At 66.1% G+C, this 19,717-nt stretch carries 17 protein-coding genes; 11 read left to right on the plus strand and 6 right to left on the minus strand.

Annotation, left to right across the window (positions count from 1 at the left end):
* Positions 1-65: 65 nt before the first annotated feature.
* Entirely contained in the window at positions 66-1,238 is a 1,173-nt protein-coding gene (locus tag SGRAN_RS12010) for a sensor histidine kinase (protein ID WP_067110166.1), read from the plus strand.
* On the plus strand, positions 1,238-1,972 hold the full coding sequence (locus SGRAN_RS12015; RefSeq protein ID WP_148650972.1) for a LytR/AlgR family response regulator transcription factor: 735 nt from the start codon (positions 1,238-1,240) through the stop codon (positions 1,970-1,972). The genes SGRAN_RS12010 and SGRAN_RS12015 overlap by 1 nt, the downstream gene beginning before the upstream one ends.
* Positions 1,973-2,170: 198 nt before the next feature.
* Here the strand turns inward: SGRAN_RS12015 and SGRAN_RS12020 are convergent, their stop codons facing one another.
* Both SGRAN_RS12020 and SGRAN_RS12025 read right to left on the minus strand, forming a co-directional pair.
* A complete protein-coding gene (locus SGRAN_RS12020) occupies positions 2,171-2,578 on the minus strand; it encodes a hypothetical protein (RefSeq protein WP_067183942.1) in 408 nt (135 codons plus the stop codon).
* Positions 2,579-2,693: 115 nt separating this feature from the next.
* A complete protein-coding gene (locus SGRAN_RS12025) occupies positions 2,694-4,799 on the minus strand; it encodes a M13 family metallopeptidase (RefSeq protein ID WP_237233495.1) in 2,106 nt (701 codons plus the stop codon).
* Positions 4,800-4,978: 179 nt separating this feature from the next.
* Between SGRAN_RS12025 and uvrA the strand changes: the two genes are divergently transcribed.
* Complete coding sequence (uvrA, locus tag SGRAN_RS12030) at positions 4,979-7,957, plus strand: excinuclease ABC subunit UvrA (RefSeq protein WP_067183945.1); 2,979 nt, start codon at positions 4,979-4,981, stop codon at positions 7,955-7,957.
* Positions 7,958-8,088: 131 nt separating this feature from the next.
* Here the strand turns inward: uvrA and SGRAN_RS12035 are convergent, their stop codons facing one another.
* The gene (locus SGRAN_RS12035) at positions 8,089-8,397 is read right to left on the minus strand and encodes a putative quinol monooxygenase (RefSeq protein WP_067110153.1); all 309 of its coding nucleotides are present in this window, start codon (positions 8,395-8,397) and stop codon (positions 8,089-8,091) included.
* Positions 8,398-8,584: 187 nt separating this feature from the next.
* Between SGRAN_RS12035 and SGRAN_RS12040 the strand changes: the two genes are divergently transcribed.
* From SGRAN_RS12040 to phoB, 6 genes are all read left to right on the plus strand, one after another.
* Complete coding sequence (locus tag SGRAN_RS12040; RefSeq protein WP_067183946.1) at positions 8,585-9,634, plus strand: substrate-binding domain-containing protein; 1,050 nt, start codon at positions 8,585-8,587, stop codon at positions 9,632-9,634.
* A 137-nt stretch (positions 9,635-9,771) separates the two neighbouring features.
* The gene (gene pstC, locus SGRAN_RS12045) at positions 9,772-11,148 is read left to right on the plus strand and encodes a phosphate ABC transporter permease subunit PstC (RefSeq protein ID WP_067183949.1); all 1,377 of its coding nucleotides are present in this window, start codon (positions 9,772-9,774) and stop codon (positions 11,146-11,148) included.
* Positions 11,141-12,397, plus strand: coding sequence for a phosphate ABC transporter permease PstA (pstA, locus tag SGRAN_RS12050; protein WP_067183951.1), 1,257 nt, complete (start codon positions 11,141-11,143; stop codon positions 12,395-12,397). Before pstC ends, pstA begins: the two co-directional genes overlap by 8 nt.
* 2 nt (positions 12,398-12,399) lie before the next feature.
* Positions 12,400-13,182 carry a phosphate ABC transporter ATP-binding protein PstB gene (gene pstB, locus SGRAN_RS12055; RefSeq protein WP_067110142.1) on the plus strand — a complete coding sequence of 261 codons (783 nt, stop codon included), beginning with the start codon at positions 12,400-12,402 and terminating at the stop codon, positions 13,180-13,182.
* Positions 13,183-13,207: 25 nt separating this feature from the next.
* Positions 13,208-13,927 carry a phosphate signaling complex protein PhoU gene (phoU, locus tag SGRAN_RS12060; RefSeq protein ID WP_067183954.1) on the plus strand — a complete coding sequence of 240 codons (720 nt, stop codon included), beginning with the start codon at positions 13,208-13,210 and terminating at the stop codon, positions 13,925-13,927.
* Entirely contained in the window at positions 13,927-14,625 is a 699-nt protein-coding gene (gene phoB, locus SGRAN_RS12065) for a phosphate regulon transcriptional regulator PhoB (protein ID WP_067183957.1), read from the plus strand. The genes phoU and phoB overlap by 1 nt, the downstream gene beginning before the upstream one ends.
* A 300-nt stretch (positions 14,626-14,925) precedes the next feature.
* Here phoB and SGRAN_RS12070 read toward each other — a convergent pair whose 3' ends face one another.
* Entirely contained in the window at positions 14,926-16,200 is a 1,275-nt protein-coding gene (locus tag SGRAN_RS12070; RefSeq protein ID WP_237233496.1) for an OprO/OprP family phosphate-selective porin, read from the minus strand.
* A gap of 271 nt (positions 16,201-16,471) precedes the next feature.
* On the opposite strand from SGRAN_RS12070, the gene SGRAN_RS12075 reads away from it, so the two are divergent.
* Both SGRAN_RS12075 and SGRAN_RS12080 read left to right on the plus strand, forming a co-directional pair.
* Positions 16,472-17,374 (plus strand): SDR family oxidoreductase, encoded by a 903-nt coding sequence (locus SGRAN_RS12075; RefSeq protein ID WP_067183961.1) that lies wholly within the window; start codon positions 16,472-16,474, stop codon positions 17,372-17,374.
* Positions 17,375-17,552: 178 nt separating this feature from the next.
* The gene (locus SGRAN_RS12080) at positions 17,553-18,614 is read left to right on the plus strand and encodes a hypothetical protein (RefSeq protein ID WP_067183964.1); all 1,062 of its coding nucleotides are present in this window, start codon (positions 17,553-17,555) and stop codon (positions 18,612-18,614) included.
* On the opposite strand, the gene SGRAN_RS12085 is transcribed toward SGRAN_RS12080, so the two are convergent.
* Together SGRAN_RS12085 and epsC are read right to left on the minus strand one after the other, a co-directional pair.
* Entirely contained in the window at positions 18,586-18,939 is a 354-nt protein-coding gene (locus tag SGRAN_RS12085) for a DUF2794 domain-containing protein (RefSeq protein ID WP_067183966.1), read from the minus strand. The two genes, SGRAN_RS12080 and SGRAN_RS12085, sit on opposite strands and share 29 nt — an antisense overlap.
* Positions 18,939-19,658: a serine O-acetyltransferase EpsC gene (epsC, locus tag SGRAN_RS12090; protein WP_067107799.1), complete on the minus strand. Its 720-nt coding sequence runs from the start codon at positions 19,656-19,658 to the stop codon at positions 18,939-18,941. The genes SGRAN_RS12085 and epsC overlap by 1 nt, the downstream gene beginning before the upstream one ends.
* Between the last annotated feature and the right edge of the window lie 59 nt (positions 19,659-19,717).

Consider the following 19,717-nt stretch of genomic DNA (forward strand, 5'->3'; position numbering starts at 1 on the left):
GCCGCTTCGACTGGCGGTTCGAAGCCCGCTGGCCTCGTCCCCGCCTTTACGGCTAGACCGGCGCCATGAACCGCGACCGCCACCCCGACCCGATGCGCGAGCAGCGCGCGCGCATGCTTGCGGCGGCGCCCGACTGGCGTGCGTCCGACGCACGCGTCAACCCGCGCGTCGCGATCGGGTCGATCATCGCGATGTGGCTGCTCTATTTCCTGATCACGACGGGGCTTTCGGCGCTGACCGGCGCGCCGGGGCAATGGTCCTTCATCAACCAACGCGGTATCGTGGTGGTCGCCGGAATCCTCTGCACCTTCCTGCTCTATCAGCTTCTCCAGCGTGTCCAGCCGCGCAGCTTCGGCGCGCGGCTCGCCGTCGCAATGGGAGCGGCGGTGCCGCTCGTCGCCCTTTATGCGAGCATCAACATGCTCGTCTTCTTCTATTGGTTTCCGTCGGACGAGACGGCCAAGATCATCGAGGATCTGCACGACAAATATCCGATCGCCTGGGAACTGGTGCTCATCCTCGACAGTTCGATCCGCTGGTATTTCTTCTTCGCGGTGTGGGCCGCGCTCTACGTCGCGCTCGGCTACGCGAACGAGATGCGCGCGGTCGAACGGCGCGCCAACGCCTATCGCCTCGAGGCGAAGAATGCGCAGCTTCGCGCGCTGCACTATCAGGTCAACCCGCATTTCCTGTTCAACACGCTCAATTCCTTGTCGACGCTGGTCATGCGCGGTTCGCAGAGCGAGGCGGAGGCGATGATCATGAACCTCTCCTCCTTCCTGCGGTCGAGTCTCGAGGTCGACCCCGAACAATTGGTCAGCCTCGACGAGGAGATCGCGCTCCAGCGTCTCTATCTCGACATCGAACAGGCGCGTTTCCCCGACCGGCTGCAGGTCGCGGTCGACGTGCCCGACGCGCTCGGCAATGCGTGCGTCCCGGTCCTGATCCTGCAGCCCGTCATCGAAAATGCGATCAAATATGGCGTCGCGCCCAGCAAGGGCCGCATCGGCATCCGCGTTACCGTGTCGAGCGACTACGGCCTGCTGATCCTGCGGGTCGAGAATGACGTCGACCCCGCAGCGCCCGCGCCCGATCCGGGGATCGGCCTTGGCCTCGGCAACGTGCGCGAGCGGCTGATCACGCGCTATGGACCCGTCGCGGGGTGCGAGTGGGGGCGGTCCGGAAAGGGCGGCTTCTACGTCTCGCTCTGGCTGCCGCTGGCGCGGGACGGATGCTGATGCCGCCGACGCTGCGCACCCTGATCGTCGACGACGAGCCGCTCGCGATCGAGCGGCTGCAGATTCTCGCAGGACAGCAGGACGGCATCGCACTCGTCGGCACCGCGGGCGACGGCGCCTCTGCGCTGCGTATGGTCGAAGCGCTCGCGCCCGATCTCGTGCTGTGCGACATCGCGATGCCGGACCTCAACGGCATCGAGGTCGCGGCGGCGATCGACAAGCTCGACAACCCGCCGGCAGTGGTCTTCGTCACCGCCTTCGATCGTTATGCGGTCGCCGCTTTCGATGTCGCGGCAGTCGATTATCTGCTCAAGCCGGTTTCACCCGACCGGTTGGCCCGCGCGATCGCGCGCGTGCGCGAATGGCGCCAGACCGACCACAGCCACGACATCAAAAGCCGATGGATCAACGAATTCTGGGTCCAGAACCGCGGCGAGATGCTGCGTATCGATGCCGGGCAGGTCGACCTGATCGAAGCCGAGCGCGATTATATGCGCCTGCATGTCGGCAGCCGGAGTTGGCTGATCCACCAGACGATCAAATCGCTCGAAGAACGGATGAATCCCGATCAGTTCATCCGCATCCACCGATCGAAGATGGTCCGCCGCGGCGGCATCGTCGGGCTCAAGCATCATGGCGACGGCGCGTGGAGCGTCGATCTGGGCGAAGGCGGGCTGCATCGCATCGGCCGCACCTATCTGCACGACGTCAAGGCGATCATGCAGGGGCGGTGATCCGACTACAGCCAACGATATGAAGCGGAACACGCAGGCCCGGACCGGGGTAGACCACCGCCTCCGTGTTCCACATCCGCATCATGCCGCGCGATGCGGCGATTCTCGGCCCGCTTTCGATCGAATCCTGTGGCCGGTCGACGGGCCGACGAAAGTCGCCCGACGATCGACCAACGGCGTCCGTATCAGCGCCTCATGTCAGCGCTGCGGTTCGGGCAATGGATGCGCGCAACGCGTGGTGTCACCGGCCTTGCAGGCCGCGACATCGGCTTCCCACTGCATCCGTTCCTCGGCGCCCATCGCCGCGACGCGGGCCTTCTCCGCCTCGTAGGCCGCGGTTTCGGCGGCGTATTTCTCCTGCTCCGCCTGTTCCTGCGCAGCGGCGGCGGCTACCTCCTGCTCATAGGTGACATTCTCGGCTTTCGCCCGCGCCGCCTGTTCCGCGTTGAGCCGCGCGGTATTCGCACGCTCTTCCGGTGTCGTGCCGTCGGGCTTGGTCTGGACGGCAGCGGCCGTGTCGGCGGCGTCGGGTTCGGTCTGGGCAGTAGCCTGCCTGGCTCCGAACAGCGCCAGCGCGGCGGTGGCGGCCAATAGCATCCTGGTCATCGAAGTTTCTCCTTCACGGCAACGGCGATTGCCTGCCGTGCAAACGCCTTCGCCGCGAAGCCGTTCCCAGACGGTTCCCGGTGCGGACGGCCGCCAGAGGCGCGCCGATCGCGACCTACCAGATCCGTGTCCGCGCCTCTGGCTTCAGATAATATTTCGCATCCGCCGGCACATCGAACGCCTTGTACCAGGCATCGACGTTGCGCAGCGGCCCGATGATGCGCCAGCGTGACGGGCTGTGTTCGTCGCTAGCCACCTGCTGCTTGATCGCATCGTCGCGCGCCTTGTTGCGCCACGCCTGCGCGAAAGCGAGGAAGAAGCGCTGGTCGCCGGTCAGCCCGTCGATCACCGGTGCCTCCTTGCCGCCCAACGAGCGGTGGTAGGCGTCATAGGCGATCTCCAGCCCGCCCAGGTCGGCGATATTCTCTCCCATCGTCAGTTCGGGATTGATGAAGGCGCCCGGTGCCGCCTCATAGGTCGCATATTGCGCGCCGAACCCTTTCGCCTGCGCCTCGAAGCGCGCGGCGTCCTCGGCGGTCCACCAGTCGCGCACCGCGCCTTCGGCGTCGATCTTGCGCCCCTGATCGTCGAAGCCGTGCACGATCTCGTGCCCGATCACCGCCCCGATCGCGCCGTAGTTGACCGCGTCGTCGACGGACTCGCTGAAGAAGGGCGCCTGAAGAATGCCGGCGGGAAAGACGATCTTGTTTTCCAGCCCGCCGTTATAGGCGTTCACTTCCTGCGGGTTCATCGCCCATTTCTTGCGATCGACCGGCTTGCCGAGGTCGGATAGCAGATAGGCATATTCGAAAGCGGCGCTGCGTTCGACGTTGCCATAGAGGTCGGCAGGATCGATCTTCAGTCCCGAATAGTCGCGCCACTTGTCGGGGTAGCCGACCATCACGTCCATCCGTGCGAGCTTGGCGAGCGCCGCCTCCTTCGTCGCGGGCGCCATCCAGTCGTTGGCGCGGATGCGGTCGGCCATCGCCAGCTTCAGATTCGCGACGAGCTTCTCCATTTCCGCCTTGGCGCTCGGCGGGAAATAGGCGTGGGCATAGGTTTCGCCGACCAGTTCGCCGAGGCTGCCGTCGACGAGCCGCAGGCCCCGTTTCCAGCGCGGCCGCAACTCCGCGACACCGCTCATCGCCTTGGTGAATTCGAACCGGCTGTCGACCCAGTCCTTCGACAGATAGTTCGCCGCATTGTCGGCGACGTGGAACTGCTGCCACGCCTTGATCGTGTCGAGCGGCGTCTTCGCATAGAGAGCAGCGATGTCGCGAACGGCGGTGTTTTCGTTGACGATGACGCGCTTCTGCGGCGCGATGCCGGCGCCCGCGAACCAGGCCGTCCAGTCGAGCCCGGGCGCATAGGCGGCCAGTTCGTCGGACGACATCGGATTGTTGATCTTGCCGAGGTCGCGGCGGTCGGCGATCGGCCAGCTCGCCCGGGCGATACCGGTTTCGAACGCCAGGATCGCATCCGCCGCCCCTTCGGGCGCCGGATCGCCGATCATCGTCATCGTCCGCACGATATAGGCGCGATAGGCATCGCGCTGCGCCTGGAAATCGTCCGACAGATAATATTCGCGGTCGGGCAGCCCCAATCCGCTCTGGCCGAGCCACAGCACGTTCGTCGTCGGATCGGCCGAGTCGGCATAGGGCTCGCCGGAAACGACGCTGAAACCGAAGGCACCCTGCGACTGCCCCATGAAGCGCGCCATCGCGCTCTTGTCCCCGATCGCCCGCACCCTGGCGATGTCGACCATCAGCGGCTTGCGGCCCAGCGCCTCAACCCGCGCTTCGTCCATGAAACTCTGGTAGAGGCCGCCGAGCTGGCTGGTCGCCGGTGCGCTCGTCACCAGTTGGCGGAGCTGGCGCTGGGTCAGGTTATAGACGTCGTAATCAACCCCCGCCGACGGCTGGTCGGCCGGAATCTCGGTGCGCGCGGACCAGCCGCCGTTGGCATATCGGTCGAAATCGTCGCCCGGCTTCACCGACGGATCGCGCGCCGACAGGTCGACGCCCCACGCCCCGAAGGTCAGCGCCCGAAGCGACGCCGCGTCCGCATCTGCCGCTGCGGCAGACGCCGTCGTATCGCGCGCCGGCGCCGGCATCCCCGTCAGCATCGCGGCCATCGCCAGCATCGCCGCCCCCATGTGGATCGACTTCATCTTCTTCTCCCCGTTTCGCACGCCGTCGCGGTCGGACGGCGGATATGCCATGCTTGTTCGCCCTTGGCGGCAGGGGGTCAAGCGAGCGGGCGAACATTGGTCGAAGGGTTCGGCGGGTTGGTGGAAAGTTCGCGTCGATCGTCGCATTGCGGGCCACCTTCGTGCTTCCTATTTAAGAGGCGACGCTCGCCTCTTGCGCGTCGAGAACAAATCTGGAACACACCCCTCCCATGAGTCTCACCCACATTTCGGTGCGCGGCGCGCGCGAGCATAATCTCAAGGGCGTCGACGTCGACCTGCCGCGCGACAGCCTGATCGTCATCACCGGCCTTTCCGGGTCGGGCAAGTCCAGCCTCGCCTTCGACACCATCTATGCCGAGGGGCAGCGGCGCTATGTCGAGAGCCTGTCCGCCTATGCGCGCCAGTTCCTCGAGATGATGCAGAAACCCGACGTCGAGCATATCGACGGACTGTCGCCGGCGATCAGCATCGAGCAGAAGACGACGAGCCGCAACCCGCGCTCGACCGTCGCGACGGTCACCGAAATATACGATTATATGCGCCTGCTGTGGGCGCGCGTCGGCATCCCCTATTCGCCCGCGACCGGCGAGCCGATCAGCGCGCAGACGGTCAGCCAGATGGTCGACCGCGTGATGGAATTGCCCGAAGGCACGCGCGCCTATCTGCTCGCCCCCGTCGTGCGGGGCCGCAAGGGCGAATATCGCAAGGAACTGGCGCAGTGGCAGAAGGAAGGCTTCACCCGCGTCCGCATCGACGGCGAATTCCACGCGATCGAGGACGCCCCCGCGCTCGACAAGAAATACAAGCATGACATCGAGGTCGTCGTCGACCGTATCGCGGTGCGCGAAGGCATCGAGACACGGCTCGCCGACAGCTTCGAGACGGCGCTGAAGCTGGCCGAGGGGCTGGCCTATGTCGATCTGGCGGACACGACGGTGGCGGAGGCGCTGTCTTCCCCCCTCCGCTTGCGGGAGGGGTCGGGGGTGGGCCGACTTCTGAACCGGCATCTGGGGGACATGCCCACCCCCAACCCCTCCCGCAAGCGGGAGGGGAGCCTGAAGGGGGCGGGAATCCCCGCGAACCGCATCATCTTTTCCGAGAAATTCGCCTGCCCGGTCTCGGGCTTCACCATCGCCGAGATCGAACCGCGCCTGTTCAGCTTCAACGCGCCGCAGGGCGCCTGCCCCGCATGCGACGGGTTGGGCGAGCGGCTCGAATTCGATCCCGACCTTGTCGTCCCCAACCACGCGCTCAGCCTCAAGAAGGGCGCGGTGGTGCCGTGGGCGAAATCGAACCCGCCCTCCCCTTATTATATGCAGGTGCTCGAAAGCCTCGGCAAAGCCTATGGTTTCGGCCTCGAAACGCCGTGGCAGGACCTGCCCGGCGAGGTGCAGCTCGTCATCCTCTACGGCAGCGGCGGCAAGCCGGTCGAACTGACCTTCCGCGACGGCAAGCGCACCTATACCACGCACAAGCCGTTCGAGGGGGTGATCGGAAACCTCAACCGCCGCATGCTCCAAACCGAAAGCGCGTGGACGCGCGAGGAACTCGGCAAATATCAGACCGCGCAGCCGTGCGAGACCTGCCACGGCGCGCGCCTGCGCCCCGAACCGCTCGCGGTGAAGATCGCGGGCGAGGACATCAGCCAGTCGGCGCGGCGGTCGGTTGCGGACGCGCTCCACTGGTTCGGCACGCTCGAAGCGAAATTGAACGCGCAGCAGAAGCAGATCGCCAAGGCGATCCTCAAGGAAATCAACGAGCGGCTCGGCTTCCTCAACAACGTCGGGCTCGACTATCTCAACCTCAACCGCACCAGCGGCACGCTGTCGGGCGGCGAAAGCCAGCGCATCCGCCTCGCCAGCCAGATCGGCAGCGGGCTGTCGGGCGTCCTCTACGTCCTCGACGAACCGTCGATCGGCCTCCACCAGCGCGACAACGACCGGTTGCTCGCGACGCTCAAGCGGCTGCGCAACCTCGGCAACACGGTGATCGTCGTTGAGCATGACGAGGATGCGATCCGCACCGCCGACCATATCGTCGACATGGGGCCCGGCGCCGGCGTTCATGGCGGCAAGGTGGTCGCCGAGGGCACGCTGGAACAGGTGCTGGCGAACGAGAAGAGCCTGACCGCCGCCTATCTGACCGGCGCGCGCAGGATCGAGGTGCCGTCGCATCGCCGCCCCGGCAACGGCTTCGACCTGGTGCTGAAGGGCGCGCGCGCGAACAATCTGCGGAACGTCACCGCGAAGATTCCGCTCGGCACCTTCACCTGCGTCACCGGGCTGTCGGGCAGCGGCAAGTCGAGCCTCGTCATCGACACGCTCTACGCCAGCGCGGCGCGCACCCTGAACGGCGCCCGTATGGTCGCCGGACCGCACGACAGCCTGTCGGGGCTCGAACATTGCGACAAGGTGATCGACATCGACCAGTCGCCGATCGGCCGCACCCCGCGCTCGAACCCCGCGACCTATACCGGCGCCTTCACCGTGATCCGCGACTGGTTCGCGGGGCTGCCGGAGGCGCAGGCGCGCGGCTACAAGCCCGGCCGCTTCAGCTTCAACGTCAAGGGCGGGCGCTGCGAGACCTGCACCGGCGACGGGCTGATCAAGATCGAGATGCACTTCCTGCCCGATGTCTATGTGACGTGCGAGACCTGCGGCGGCAAACGCTACAACCGCGAAACGCTGGAGGTGAAGTTCAAGGGCAAGAGCATCGCCGACGTGCTCGACATGACGGTCGAGGACGCGGCGGAATTCTTCAAGGCGGTGCCCGCGATCCGCGACAAGATGGCGATGCTCGTCCGCGTCGGCCTCGGCTATATCAAGGTCGGGCAGCAGGCGACGACGCTGTCGGGCGGCGAGGCGCAGCGGGTGAAGCTGGCGAAGGAATTGTCGCGGCGCTCGACCGGGCAGACGCTCTACATCCTCGACGAGCCGACGACGGGCCTGCATTTCGAGGATGTCCGCAAGCTGCTCGAGGTGCTCCAGGCACTGGTCGATCAGGGCAACAGCGTCGTTGTGATCGAGCATAATCTCGACGTCATCAAGACCGCCGACTGGATCGTCGACCTCGGCCCCGAAGGCGGCGTCAAGGGCGGCGAAATCGTCGCCGCGGGCACGCCCGAACAGGTGGTGAAGGAGAAACGCAGCTTCACCGGACAGTATCTGGCGCCGCTGCTGGGGAAATGAAGATGACTCCCTTCCCGCTTGCGGGAGGGGTTGGGGGTGGGCAGCGACGTTGCAGTGGCCCACCCCGCTGCGACTAACGAGCAAGCTCGCAAGTCTCGCTGCCCCTCCCGCAAGCGGGAGGGGAGGAAATCTCAGCCCATCAGCTTCGCGGTGATATCCTCGGCGGCGTAGATGCGGATCACGGGCGGTTCGGGCGAGAGACGGCGCATTTCGGCGACGAAAGCCCCCGACGCCGGCACCGCAAAATGCGCCCGCACCGCGTCGGCGCTCTCCCACTCCTCGACGAAAACGAGGCGGTCGGGGTTCTCGACATCGACATGGCAATGATGCGCCAGACACCCCGCCTCGCCCCGCGACCGCGCGCTATGCTCGGCGCCGAGCGCGATCATGCGCTCGCGATGCTCGGGGGTGAGGATGACGTGGCCGGTGATGAGGATCATCACTGTTCGTTCCTTTCCTGTTACGTTCGCAATGGCGGTCTTCGGATCGTCACCATCACGGCGTCCATGACACTTATGTGACGCCATCTGTCACATACGCGTCATACAAAACCCCCATTGGCGGTTCAGCGAGTCGCCCTCGGGGGTGGCGGCTTGGTTGGATAGCGACTCCCGACAGGATTTTTCCATGGCCAAGACATTTGCCCTTGCCATCGGCGTCGCGACCGCCGCGCTGGCGCTGTCCGCTTGTCAGGATCAGGCGGCATCGGGCGGCGGCGCGCGCGATTATATCAGCGCGGTCGGCTCCTCCACCGTCTATCCCTTTGCCACCGCGGCGGGCGAGAAATTCGCCGAGGCGACCGGCAACAAGGTGCCGAAGATCGACTCGACCGGCACCGGCGGCGGTTTCGAGCGCTTCTGCCAGGGTGTCGGCGGCGACACGCCCGATATCGCCAACGCCTCGCGCCGGATCAAGAAGAAGGAATTCGACAGTTGCGCGGCGAACGGCGTCAAGGACATCGTCGAAATCCAGATCGGCATCGACGGCATCGCGCTGGGCGAAGCGGCGCGCGGCCCCGGTTTCAAGCTGACCGAGGAAGACGTCTACAAGGCGCTCGCCGCCAATCCCTATGGCAAGCCGAACACCGCGAAGACGTGGAAGGACGTCAACCCCGCCCTCCCCGCGGTCGGCATCTCGGTCTTCGGTCCGCCGTCGACCAGCGGCACCTATGACGCGTTCAAGGAACTGATCATGGGCAAGGGCTGCGACGCCGACCCCGCGATGAAGGCGCTGAAGGACAGCGACAAGGACAAGCATGAAGCGGTGTGCACCGGCCTGCGCGGCGCGCCCTTCTATGTCGAGCAGGGCGAGAACGACAATCTGATCATCTCGAAGCTCGACAAGAACCCGAGCAGCCTAGGCATCTTCGGCTTTTCCTACCTCGACGCCAACAAGGACAAGATCAAGGCGGTGCCGGTGCAGGGCGTGTCGCCGACCTATGCGACGATCGCCGACGGCAGCTATCCCGGATCGCGCCCGCTGTTCGTCTACGTCAAGAAGGCGCACGTCGGCGTGATCCCCGGCCTGGCCGAATATGTCGCCGAAGTCCTGAAGGGCGCGGCCGAGGGCGGCTATCTGGCGCCCAAGGGGCTGATCGTGTCGCCGAAGGCGGTGGCGGACGCGGCCAACGCGGCGGCGAAAGCGATGACGCCGCTCGACGGGTCGGTGCTGAAATAAGCTTCTCCCCCGCCACCGATTTTCCCTGACCCCGTTCGTGTCGAGCGAAGTCGAGACACCCATCGAAGACGCGCAAGGCCGAGGGGCATCTCGACTTCGCTCGATGCGAACGGAACAAGATAGGCCGAAATTACTCCGTGACCTTCAACCCCGCCGCCCTTCTGCTCCTGATCCTCGGCCTCGCGCTGATCGGCTGGCTGGCCGGCCGCGCGCGGTCGGCGATGCTCGCGGGCCGCACGGGTACGAAGCTGCATTCGCGCCCGCAATATCACGGCTGGTACGTCGCGCTGTGGCTGTTCGCGCCCGCCGCGATCTTCCTCGCCGTGTGGACCAGCGTATCGCCGGCGCTGATCACCAACGAGGTGCTGACCAGCGAAGCGGCGAAGGACCTTCCCGCCTTCGGTTTCGAGCGCGGGGCGATCCTGTCCGACGCGCGCGGCGTCGCGCAGGGCAGGCAGGCCGCGGTGCGCCTCCCCGCCGCCGCGCCGCTGGTCCGGCCCTATGCCGAGGCGACGCGCGAATATGCGTGGATCGGCATCGCGGCGATGCTCGCGCTGGGGCTGGCGGGGGGCCTCTATGCCTTCACGCGCATTCGTCCCGATTTCCGCGCGCGGACGTGGGTCGAGCGGATCGTGATGGGGGTGCTGCTGCTCGCTTCGCTCGTCGCGATCCTCACCACCTTCGGCATCGTGCTGTCGCTATTGTTCGAATCGATCCGCTTCTTCCGCCTCGTTCCGGCGACCGAGCTGCTGTTCGGCACCAACTGGAACCCGCAGAGCGGCGCGCCGCAGCCCGGCACGTTCGGCGGCATTCCGCTGTTCTGGGGAACGGTGTTGATCGGGGCGATCATCGCGATGATCGTCGCGATCCCGATCGGCATGATGACCGCCGTCTACCTGACTCAATATGCCGCGCCGACGGTGCGCAAATGGGTGAAGCCGTGCCTCGAGATCCTCGCGGGGGTGCCGACCGTCGTCTATGGCTATTTCGCCGCGCTGACCGTCGCACCGGCATTGCGCGAGTTCGCGGTGATGCTCGGCATCCCCAACGCGTCGACCGAGAGCGCGCTCGCGGCGGGCATCGTGATGGGGGTGATGATCATCCCCTTCGTCTCGTCGATGGCCGACGACAGCATCAACGCGGTGCCGCAGGCGATGCGCGACGGCAGCCTCGCGCTGGGCGCGACGCCGAACGAGACGATCCGCCAGGTGCTGATCCCCGCCGCGCTGCCCGGCGTGATGGGCGGCATCCTGCTCGCCGTCAGCCGCGCGATCGGCGAGACGATGATCGTGGTGATGGCCGCCGGGCTGTCCGCCAACCTGACCGCCAACCCCTTCGCCAGCGTCACCACCGTGACCGCGCAGATCGTCAAGCTGCTCACCGGCGACCAGGAATTCGACAGCGCCAAGACGCTCGCCGCCTTCGCGCTCGGCCTCGTGCTGTTCCTCGTCACTTTGCTGCTCAACATCGTCGCGCTGCGCGTCGTCAAAAAGTATCGCGAAGCCTATGAATAGCGAGACCGCCCCCACCGACTGGAAAGGCCGGGCGATGCAGGCCCGCATCGCCAGGCGTTACGCCGCCGAGCGCCGCTTCAAGGCGCTCGGGCTGGGCGCGGTGCTGCTTTCGGGCGCCTTCCTCGCCTTCCTGCTGATCGTCATGGTCGGCAACGGCGCGCGCGGCTTCACCTATACGCACGTCGCAGTGCCGGTCGATTTCCGGACGACGCCGCTGACGATCGACCCCGCCCGCCTGTCCGACCCCGACGCCGATCAGGCGATCGCGGGCGCCGGCCTGTCCGACATCGTCGCCTTTGCCGCCGACGAGGCGCTGGGCGACGGCGGATCGGCGCTGATCAGCGAAAATGCCTGGAAAAAGGTCCGCAGCGCGATCAAGGCCGACCCCGATCTTCTCAAGCGCCGGACGGTGTTCGAGCTGCCCGCATCGAGCGCCATCGACATCGCCGCCAAGGAAGGCGCGAAGGGCGAACTGGGCGCGCGGGTCGATGCGCTGGAACGCGACGGACGGCTGTCGACCGGAATCCACTGGCCCTTCTTCCGCAACGCCGATGCCACCGACCCGGCGGTCGCGGGCATCTGGGGGGCGCTCAAGGGATCGGTGCTGACGATCGTCATCGCCTTCCTGATCGCCTTTCCGACCGGGGTGCTCGCGGCGCTCTATCTCGAGGAATATGCGCCCAAGAACCGCTGGACCGACCTGATCGAAGTGTCGATCAACAATCTGGCCGCGGTGCCGTCGATCATCTTCGGCCTGCTCGCGCTCGCGGTGTTCATCAACTGGTTCGGCCTCTGCCAGGCGAGCGCGCTGGTCGGCGGGCTCACGCTGGCGCTGATGACGATGCCGGTCATCGTCATCGCCGCGCGCAACGCGATCAAGGCGGTGCCGCCGTCGATCCGCGACGCGGCGCTCGGCGTCGGCGCCAGCCCGGTGCAGGTGGTGTTCCACCACGTGCTGCCGCTCGCGCTGCCCGGCATCCTGACCGGCACGATCATCGGCATGGCGCGCGCGCTGGGCGAGACGGCGCCGCTGCTGCTGATCGGGATGCGCGCCTTCATCGGCGACGTGCCGAACGGCATCTGCGCCCCCTCGACCGTGCTGCCGATGCAGATTTTCCTCTGGTCGGACGAGGTCGACCGCGGTTTCGTCGAAAAGACCTCCGCCGCGATCATCGTGCTGCTCATCGTGCTGCTGTCGATGAACGCGCTGGCCATCTATCTTCGCAACAAGTTCGAAAAACGCTGGTGATCATGACTCAAGACGATCTTATCATCGCCGACCCCAAGATGCGGGCAGAGGGCGTCGACGTCTTCTACGGCGAAAAGCAGGCCATCAAGGACGTGTCGATCGACGTCGGCACCGACCTCGTCACCGCCTTCATCGGCCCGTCGGGCTGCGGCAAGTCGACCTTCCTGCGCTCGCTGAACCGGATGAACGACACGGTCGCGAGCGCGCGCGTCACCGGGCGCATCGAACTCGACGGCGAAGATATCTATGCCCCGTCGATGGACGTGGTGCAGCTTCGCGCCCGCGTCGGCATGGTGTTCCAGAAGCCGAACCCGTTCCCCAAGTCGATCTACGACAATGTCGCCTATGGCTCGCGCATCCACGGGCTTGCGGCGAACAAGGCCGACCTCGACGTCATCGTCGAGCGCGCGCTGACCCGAGCCGGCCTGTGGGACGAGGTCAAGGACCGGCTGAACGAAAGCGGTACCGCGCTGTCGGGCGGCCAGCAGCAGCGCCTGTGTATCGCGCGCGCGATCGCGGTCGATCCCGAAGTCATATTGATGGACGAGCCCTGCTCGGCGCTCGATCCGATCGCGACGGCGAAGATCGAGGAGCTGATCCACGAACTGCGCGGCAAATATGCGATCGTGATCGTCACCCACAACATGCAGCAGGCTGCGCGCGTGTCGCAGCGCACCGCCTTTTTCCACCTCGGGACGCTGGTCGAATACGGCAAGACCACCGACATCTTCACCAACCCGAAGCAGGAACGCACCAAGGATTATATTACCGGCCGCTATGGTTGAGCCATAGGCGCGAAAGGACAGCATGATGGCAATAGTCAACGATCATACCGTCAAGGCCTTCGACGAGGACCTCAACCGCCTGCGCGGGTTGATCAGCGAGATGGGCGGCCGCGCCGAACAGGCGCTGCTTCAGGCGATGACCGCGCTCAACATGGGCGACCTCGACCTCGCGGCGCAGGTCGTACAGGGCGACAAGAAGATCGACGCGCTCGAAACCGAGGTCGAGCAACTGACCGTCCAGACGATCGCGCTGCGCGCGCCGATGGCCGATGACCTGCGCGAGATGATCGCAGCGCTGAAAATCGTGTCGGTCGTCGAGCGGATCGGCGACTATGCGAAGAATATCGCCAAGCGCGTCGCACTGATGGACCAGACGCGTTCGATCGAGGCGATCCCGGTGCTGATGTCGATGTCGTCGCTCGTCGTCGAACTGGTCCACGACGCGCTCGACAGCTTTGCCGCGCGCGATGCCGAACTCGCGGTGCGGGTGACGATCCGCGACAAGACCGTCGACGATTTCTACAACAGCATCTTCCGCGCGCTCGTCACCTTCATGATGGAAAATCCGAAGCATATCACCGAAAGCGCGCACCTGCTGTTCGTCGCCAAGAATCTGGAACGGATCGGCGATCACGCGACCAACATCGCCGAAATGGTCCATTATGTCGTCACCGGCGAGCGGATGGAGGAGCGCGAGCGCGGCGAGCAGCCCGAGGATGGCGCCGCGGAGCAGGAGCAAGGCTGATGCCGCAGCCCGACCTGCTGCTGATCGAGGATGACGAGGCGATCGCCGAACTGATCGTCTGGCATTTCGCGCGCGAAGGCTTTTCGGTGCGCCAGACCCCCGACGGCGAACAGGCGCTTATCCTGGTCGAGGAACGGGTGCCCGACATCGTGCTGCTCGACTGGATGATCGAAAGCCTGCCCGGGATCGAGGTATGCCGCCGGCTGCGCCGCAACCCCAAGTCGGCGAACGTGCCGATCATCATGCTCACCGCGCGCGGCGAGGAGGAGGACCGCATCCGCGGTCTCGAAACCGGCGCCGACGATTATGTGACCAAGCCGTTCAGCCCGCGCGAACTGGTGGCGCGCGTCCAGGCGGTACTGCGCCGCCTGCGCCCGGCGCTGGCGGGCGAGATGCTGACCTATGCCGACATCGAGCTCGATTCGGTCGCGCACAAGGTGGTGCGCGACGGGCGGCTGGTGAGCATGGGGCCCACCGAGTTCCGCCTGCTGCGCCATTTCATGGAGCATCCGGGCCGCGTCTTTTCACGCGGGCAGTTGCTCGACAGCGTGTGGGGGCAGGACAGCGACATCGAACTGCGCACGGTCGACGTCCATATCCGCCGGCTGCGCAAGGCGATCAACCTGCCCGGCACTGCCGACATCATCCGCACCGTGCGCTCGGCAGGCTATGCGCTGGATGCGGCGAATAGTGTGTAGGGATCATCGAGCGGCTGCAGGGATAGACCGTAGCCCCCGATCGTCATCCCGGACTTGATCCAAGATCCATTTGCTCGACGCGGGTGTGATTGGAACCCGGATCAAGTCGGCCATTATCCCTTTCCGGCAAGCAACCGTTCCCCGGCGAAAGCCGGGGTCCATGCGAAGCGGCGCTGTGCCATCTGGACCCCGGCTTTCGCCGGGGAACGGCTCCCGGCTTGCCGGAAGGGTGTATATGCCGATCAAAGTCCCGGATGACGGAATTTGGGGAACGCTCGCCGGCCCTTCAAAACCGCCCCGTCAGAAATCGATCTGCGTCCGCAATCCGAACGTATCCGCCGAATAATCGCGGTCGCCCGCCGCCGTCGCGATGCGCGCGTCGTCGATCCACAGCCTGCCGTAGTTGGCGGTGATGCGGACATAGTCGATCGGCGCCCAGACCAGCCCGATCAGGGCCGCCTTCTGCCGTCCCCCGACGATGCCCGCATCATTGAGGTCGAGATGGTCGTACCGCGCGTTCACCTCGAACGCGCCGATCCCGCCCGCGGTGATCGGGCTGGACGGTTTCAGCCGGTCGAAGGCGCCGTCCTTGTAGGTCCGGCTATCGCCCGTCAGCACCATGCCGACCTCCGCATAGCCGCCGAAGAAGGTCGGATCGGGAAGCCCCGGCCGCCGGACCGTCTGCCAGAAGGTTTCGCCCGCGGCATGGAAAGGCCCTGACAACAGCGCCGCCTCCAGCCCCAGCCCGCGCTCGCCGGTCGCTGCGATCGCGCCGGTATCGACCAGCCGGACGTCGGTGGTGTGCGCGAACGGGCGCGCGCGATAACGGGTCGTCGCCGCGGAATCGTTGAAGTCGCGCCAATGCGCCGATCCGCCGAGATGGAGTTGCGTGTCGCCGAACTTCGGCATCCACACGGCGCGGCCGTCGACGCCGAAACTGTTGTTGGCATCGTCGAGCAGGTCGTTGGCATTGTCGCCGAAGACGCCCGCCTGCGCGAGGAACGCCTTGCCCTTATACTGCGCCGACAGCCCCAGACGGCGTTCGAAACCGAACGCCTGGGTGAAGGCGGCGCGCTCCATGACGCTGGTGAACAGGTCGCTCGTCATCTCGTCGAGCGACCAGAAGGGTTTGACCTGCCCCGCCGTGACCGACAGCGGCCCCGGACCATAGGTGAGGTAGACGTCGGTCAGTTCCACCGATCCGTTCGCCAGATCCGCCTCGACCCGATAAGAGAAACCGCCCGGAATCTTGCCGTCGACGCCCAGATAAACACGGCGAAATTCGCTCCCGATACCGCCGCGGTTCCCGGTCGCGCCGGGCGTGTCGATGCCCGCGACGTCGATCTGCACCCGCCCGCGCGGCTTGAAGCTCCACCCGTCGGCATTGCCGATCTCGGGCGCGCCCTTCCACGTCGTCACCGGTGCGGCGGATGCCGCGGGGGCCGTTGCGGAGGCGGAAGGCGATGCGCCCGGCGATCCCGCGTCCGCCGCATCGAGCCGCGCCTCCAGCCTCTCCACCTGCGTCCGCAACGCGGCAAGTTCCGCGCGGAGCGCCGAAGCCTCCTCAGCAGTCATGGCCTGGGCGTGCGCGGTTGCAGGCAGACAAAGCATCGTGGTCGCGAGCAGAGCCGCTGGACAGGCGAGGCGCATCGAAATCGCTCCATTGCGAAAGGGTGGCTATTCGGGGGCCGTATGACCGATAGATGACAGTTGCACGTCATTTGAATGACATTTCGATGAATATCGCCCTTGTGTCCTTCCCCCTTGCCAGCACGGCCCGAACGGCTAAGGACATCCCCGTTTTCTTCCGCAACGCTTCGCGGACGGCTCAATTCAGGAGATCATCATGGCGATCAAATTCGACGGACGTGTAGCCATCGTCACCGGCGCCGGCGGCGGGCTGGGCCGCGCCTATGCGCTCGAACTCGCGCGGCGCGGCGCAAAGGTCGTCGTCAACGACCTCGGCGGCGCGCGCGACGGCACCGGCCATTCGGACGCCGCGCTGCAGGTGGTCGAGGAAATCCGCGCCGCCGGCGGAACCGCCATGTCGAACGGCGGCAGCGTCACCGAATATGAGCAGATGGTCGAAATGGTCGCCAAGGCGAAGGAAGAATGGGGCGGCGTTCACGTCCTGATCAACAACGCCGGCATCCTGCGCGACAAGAGCTTCGCGAAGATGACGATGGACGACTTCGACCTCGTCGTGAAGGTTCACCTGCTCGGCAGCGCCAACGTCACCAAGGCGTGCTGGGACATCATGCGCGACCAGGCCTATGGCCGCATCCTGATGACCGCCTCGTCGACCGGCCTCTACGGCAATTTTGGTCAGGCCAATTACGGCGCGGCGAAGCTCGGTCTGGCCGGCCTGACCAAGACGCTGCATCTCGAAGGCGCGAAATACAACGTCCGCTGCAACACGATCGCCCCGGTCGCGGGCACGCGCATGACCGAGGATATCTTCCCGCCCGAACTGTTCGAGAAGTTCACGCCCGAAAACGTCGTGCCCGCCGCGCTGTTCCTCGTCAGCGAAGACGCCCCGACCAACATGATCGTCGGCGCGGGCGCCGGGGCCTTCCATGCCGCCTATGTCACCGCCACGCCGGGCGTCGCGCTGCCCGAGGACGAGCGCACGCCCGAGGGCATCGCCGCGGCATGGGAGAAGATCATCGACCGCACCGGCGAAATCGTCCCGCAATCGGGCAGCGAGCAGTCGATGATCGTGATGAAGGCGCTGCAGGCGCTGGGCTGACGCGAAAATCCTCCCTGTCGCATGGCGATGGGGAGGATAGGCCGCCCGGTGGTGCCGTGGTTTGAAGGTTTCCTGCCTCAGAGCTTGGGCGACCCGTATCGACGCTGTATTGACACACTAACACGCCTATGCGATAACCGTCGTGGGGCAAGGGGATCGGACGAAAAGGACGACCCCGATGTATAGTGAAAGCGACCTGCAAGCCGCGGTCGATGCGAAGGTGTTGACGCCGGAAGCCGTTCAGGCCTTTCGGTCGCATGTCGCATCGGTGCGCGACGCCCCCGGAGCGGACGAGGAATCCTTCCGCCTCATCACCGGATTCAACGATATTTTCGTCAGCATCGCGGCGGTCATCCTGCTCGTCGCGGTGGGCTGGATCGGCGAATCGATCCACACGGCGCTCGCGGGCGCCTTCGTCGCGGCGTCGGCGTGGCTGCTCGCCGAATATTTCACCCGGCACCGCCGGATGGCGCTCCCCAGCATCGTGCTCGTCCTCGCCTTTTCGGGCGGCGTCTGCGCGGCGATGCTCGGCTTCTTCTTCCGGCACGGCGAGGCGCTGTTCGGTCCGCGTCTCGGCGACACGGCCGGCGCCCTGCTGATCGGCGGCATCGCGCTCGTCACCGCGGCGGCGACCTGGCTGCACTGGAAGCGCTTCATGGTGCCGATCACCGTCGCCGCCGGCACCGCCGCGCTCGCCGCGACGGCGGTCGCGCTGATCCTGTCGGTCGTCGGCAGCTTCGGGTCGCCCGACCTGGTGATGGCGCTGGTGCTCGTCGCGGGGCTCGGCGTCTTCACGCTCGCCATGTGGTGGGACCGCAGCGACCGCACGCGCACGACGCGCCGCAGCGACGTCGCCTTCTGGCTGCACCTGCTCGCGGCGCCGATGATCGCGCACCCGATCTTCCACCTGCTCGGCGTGACGCAGGGCGACGATATTTCCAGCGCCGCCGCGGTGATGGTCGTCGGCATCTATGTGCTGTTCGGGCTGATCGCGCTGGCGGTCGACCGCCGCGCGCTGCTCGTTTCGGCGCTCGCCTATGTGCTCTTCGCGCTGACCCAGCTTTTCCGCACCTTCGGCGCCGTCGAACTCAACGTCGCGCTGACCGCCTTCGTGATCGGATCGGCGCTGCTGCTGCTTTCCGCCTTCTGGCAGAATGCCCGCGCGGTGATCGTCGCGATGCTGCCCGCCGGGCTGGCGGAACAGCTTCCCGCTACGATCCGCCCGCAACCAGCTTCATAAGCTTGCGCTCGACGGGGGCGAGCACATTCGTCAGCTCGTCCCCGCGCTTCAGCACCGCTCCGCCCTCGGACACCAGCGCCCACATGCCCTGGCGGCTCCGCAAGGCGGGGCGTTTCTCTATGCGATATTCGGGACGCTCGGCGCTGCGGCGAAAGGCGGAGAAGATCGCGACGTCGTGATGGAAGTCCATCGCATAGTCGCGCCACTTCCCGGCCGCGACCATGCGGCCGTAGAGATCGAGGATGCGGGTCAGTTCGTGCCGGTCGAACCCCGTCTGCCGCGGCGTGGCGCGGCCGGCGAAGGGGAGCGGCGTGACCGTCCCCATCAGGCGCTTTTCCGACCTCCCTTGCGCCGCGGCGCATTGTCCTCGGCCCCGTCAGCATCGCGCTCCGCGATCAGCGCGGCGAGCTGCTTCTGAAGCTGGTCGAGCTGGCACTGGAGCAGTTCGATCTTCTGCGTCGCCGGATCGAAGGTTTCGCTGCACGGCGTGCCATAAGGCACGAACTCGCGCGCATATTCGGTCGCATCGACCAGCGTCGAGCGCGCCGGAATGCCGACCATTACCGCGCCCTCGGGCACGTCCCTGGTCACCACGGCGTTGGCGCCGACACGCGCACGCGCGTTGACGACGACCGGCCCCAATATCTGCGCGCCCGATCCGACGATGACATCGTCGCACAGCGTCGGATGCCGCTTGCCGCCGATGCCGTTGGCGGGATCGGTGCCGCCCAGCGTCACGTCCTGATAGATGGAGACATTGTCGCCGATCTCCGCCGTTTCGCCGATGACGACACCAAAGCCGTGATCGATGAACAGATGGCGGCCGATCGTCGCGCCCGGGTGGATGTCGATCCCGGTCAGCCAGCGCGCCAGATGATTGACGAAGCGCGCAAGGAAGAACAGGTCGGCCTCGAACAGCCAGTGCGCGATGCGGTGCATTCCGACCGCGAGCAAGCCCGGATAGAGCAGGATTTCCCAGCGGGTCCGCGGCGCGGGGTCGCGCGCCTTGATCGAATCCAGATAGGCGACGAGCCCGTTGAACATCGCATTTTTCCCCTGCGACCCTGTCTTGTTCGCGGCAAGATAGAGGTTCGGCGGGCGCA

Origin of the sequence: Sphingopyxis granuli, assembly GCF_001559015.1 — a bacterium.
GTDB classification, from domain to species: Bacteria; Pseudomonadota; Alphaproteobacteria; order Sphingomonadales; family Sphingomonadaceae; genus Sphingopyxis; species Sphingopyxis granuli.

What these genes read in the sequence shown, in the direction of transcription:
- SGRAN_RS12010 (WP_067110166.1), top strand. Translation starts at nt 66, where the DNA reads ATGAACCGCGACCGCCACCCCGACCCGATGCGCGAGCAGCGCGCGCGC.
- SGRAN_RS12015 (WP_148650972.1), top strand. Translation starts at nt 1,238, where the DNA reads ATGCCGCCGACGCTGCGCACCCTGATCGTCGACGACGAGCCGCTCGCG.
- SGRAN_RS12020 (WP_067183942.1), bottom strand. Translation starts at nt 2,578, where the DNA reads ATGACCAGGATGCTATTGGCCGCCACCGCCGCGCTGGCGCTGTTCGGA.
- SGRAN_RS12025 (WP_237233495.1), bottom strand. Translation starts at nt 4,799, where the DNA reads ATGGCATATCCGCCGTCCGACCGCGACGGCGTGCGAAACGGGGAGAAG.
- uvrA (WP_067183945.1), top strand. Translation starts at nt 4,979, where the DNA reads ATGAGTCTCACCCACATTTCGGTGCGCGGCGCGCGCGAGCATAATCTC.
- SGRAN_RS12035 (WP_067110153.1), bottom strand. Translation starts at nt 8,397, where the DNA reads ATGATCCTCATCACCGGCCACGTCATCCTCACCCCCGAGCATCGCGAG.
- SGRAN_RS12040 (WP_067183946.1), top strand. Translation starts at nt 8,585, where the DNA reads ATGGCCAAGACATTTGCCCTTGCCATCGGCGTCGCGACCGCCGCGCTG.
- pstA (WP_067183951.1), top strand. Translation starts at nt 11,141, where the DNA reads ATGAATAGCGAGACCGCCCCCACCGACTGGAAAGGCCGGGCGATGCAG.
- pstB (WP_067110142.1), top strand. Translation starts at nt 12,400, where the DNA reads ATGACTCAAGACGATCTTATCATCGCCGACCCCAAGATGCGGGCAGAG.
- phoU (WP_067183954.1), top strand. Translation starts at nt 13,208, where the DNA reads ATGGCAATAGTCAACGATCATACCGTCAAGGCCTTCGACGAGGACCTC.
- phoB (WP_067183957.1), top strand. Translation starts at nt 13,927, where the DNA reads ATGCCGCAGCCCGACCTGCTGCTGATCGAGGATGACGAGGCGATCGCC.
- SGRAN_RS12070 (WP_237233496.1), bottom strand. Translation starts at nt 16,200, where the DNA reads ATGACTGCTGAGGAGGCTTCGGCGCTCCGCGCGGAACTTGCCGCGTTG.
- SGRAN_RS12075 (WP_067183961.1), top strand. Translation starts at nt 16,472, where the DNA reads ATGGCGATCAAATTCGACGGACGTGTAGCCATCGTCACCGGCGCCGGC.
- SGRAN_RS12080 (WP_067183964.1), top strand. Translation starts at nt 17,553, where the DNA reads ATGTATAGTGAAAGCGACCTGCAAGCCGCGGTCGATGCGAAGGTGTTG.
- SGRAN_RS12085 (WP_067183966.1), bottom strand. Translation starts at nt 18,939, where the DNA reads ATGGGGACGGTCACGCCGCTCCCCTTCGCCGGCCGCGCCACGCCGCGG.
- epsC (WP_067107799.1), bottom strand. Translation starts at nt 19,658, where the DNA reads ATGTTCAACGGGCTCGTCGCCTATCTGGATTCGATCAAGGCGCGCGAC.